The organism is Halomonas sp. 707D4, from assembly GCF_024158685.1.
GTDB lineage: Bacteria > Pseudomonadota > Gammaproteobacteria > Pseudomonadales > Halomonadaceae > Vreelandella.
On record NZ_JAMZBD010000686.1, the window covers coordinates 1 to 1,258 of the forward strand.

Below are 1,258 nucleotides of genomic sequence, written 5' to 3' on the forward strand. Positions count from 1 at the left end.
GTGTTCTTCGGCGCCGTCACCGTGGTGCAGGCTCCGGCGCTGCTGGTGACGAACATCCTCACCCCGGAACTTGCCGCCTACAGCGTGGCCGCGTTCGTGGTGATCGCCCTGGCGATGCCGCTCGGCGCCGCACTCGGCAAACGCCTGCCTTACGTGTGGTTCGACAACCTCATCATGCTGCTGTTGGCGGGCATCGCCGTGAAGATCATCACCGAGGTTTTCTAGCGGCAGGCGAGGCATTCGCTTAACCGCTATACTGATGTGACCCGCCACCGGGCGGGTATTACCATCAAGGAGAACCGCTCACATGGAAATGATCGATCAACTTCACGAAGGTCCGACGAAGGCCTTCGCCAAGCACTGCTTCGAGGCCTACTCACCGGAGGAGCTCGAGAAAGCTGCAGAGGGCGCGCCGGACGAGGCGGAGATGAAGCACTGGGGCATCACCGCAGGCGAGTGGGAAGAGGCTGTCACCACCGCACTTGCCGATCATCGCTCGCAGAAGATGTGAACACGGGGCCACCGCGCGACGCCGCGGTGGCCGATCGTTTCGCTTTCAGGCAGCGCCGTCTTTGCCCTGTCATAGAACGACGAGGAGGTTGTCATGAGAAAGTGGATCTTGCTTGCGTTGTTCAATTGGCTGCGCAAGCCCGCCAACCGCCAGAAAGCCAAGAACGCCTGGAACAAGTACCGCGGCAATGCCCAGCGGCGACCGGGCCAGGCCTCGAGCGCTCCTGGCCCGGGCACCCGCCGCCGCCCGAGCGACTCTGGCGAGCGCTTCTGATCGTTGCCGGTGTCGAGAACGTTGTGGGGAGGGCTATCCTCTCGCTATAGTGTGCCTCCCCACTCTCGACGAGAAGGCTTCACCGTTGGACAAGGCCACCTACCACGCACGTTGGGACGCGCTCGAGCAGCGTCAGCGCGAACAGAGCAATCTGCCGGAATCCGGCGTCGAGGACGCGACAGCCCTTCACCGCATGCTGACCCATACCTTTCGGGAATTCTTGATCGCCGCCTACTGCGATCACTGGCGTCTCGCTTACGCGCCCGCAGCATTCGATCTGGCATCGGACCGGGAGGTGCTCATCGCTCGCGCGGTTACCGTGCATGGCTGGACGCCAGGCGTCTCGGCCAGTCTCTCGACCCAGGACCTGGCGCTATCGCTGATCCATGAACTCGCACGCTTCACGCTGCCGGAAATGGCGGTACACGTTTCCTACATGAACCTGCAGGCCCTGCCCGCGGAGCAGTACCGCGC

The 1,258-nt window shown here is 63.2% G+C and carries 3 protein-coding genes and 1 pseudogene; all 4 read left to right on the forward strand.

Annotation, left to right across the window (positions count from 1 at the left end):
• A pseudogene (locus tag BIS11_RS17890) lies at nucleotides 1–225 on the forward strand (sulfite exporter TauE/SafE family protein); the annotation flags it as partial.
• 82 nt (nucleotides 226–307) lie between these two features.
• Nucleotides 308–511, forward strand: a complete 204-nt coding sequence (locus BIS11_RS17895; RefSeq protein ID WP_253424211.1) for a hypothetical protein — start codon at nucleotides 308–310, stop codon at nucleotides 509–511.
• A gap of 93 nt (nucleotides 512–604) precedes the next feature.
• The gene (locus tag BIS11_RS17900; protein ID WP_253424210.1) at nucleotides 605–784 is read left to right on the forward strand and encodes a hypothetical protein; all 180 of its coding nucleotides are present in this window, start codon (nucleotides 605–607) and stop codon (nucleotides 782–784) included.
• Between the two features lie 85 nt (nucleotides 785–869).
• A partial coding sequence (locus tag BIS11_RS17905) for a hypothetical protein (protein ID WP_253586770.1) occupies nucleotides 870–1,258 on the forward strand: 389 nt, incomplete at its 3' end.

Excerpts from the sequence above, each read along its gene's own strand:
- BIS11_RS17900 (WP_253424210.1), top strand. The coding sequence starts at position 605 with ATGAGAAAGTGGATCTTGCTTGCGTTGTTCAATTGGCTGCGCAAGCCC.
- BIS11_RS17895 (WP_253424211.1), top strand. The coding sequence starts at position 308 with ATGGAAATGATCGATCAACTTCACGAAGGTCCGACGAAGGCCTTCGCC.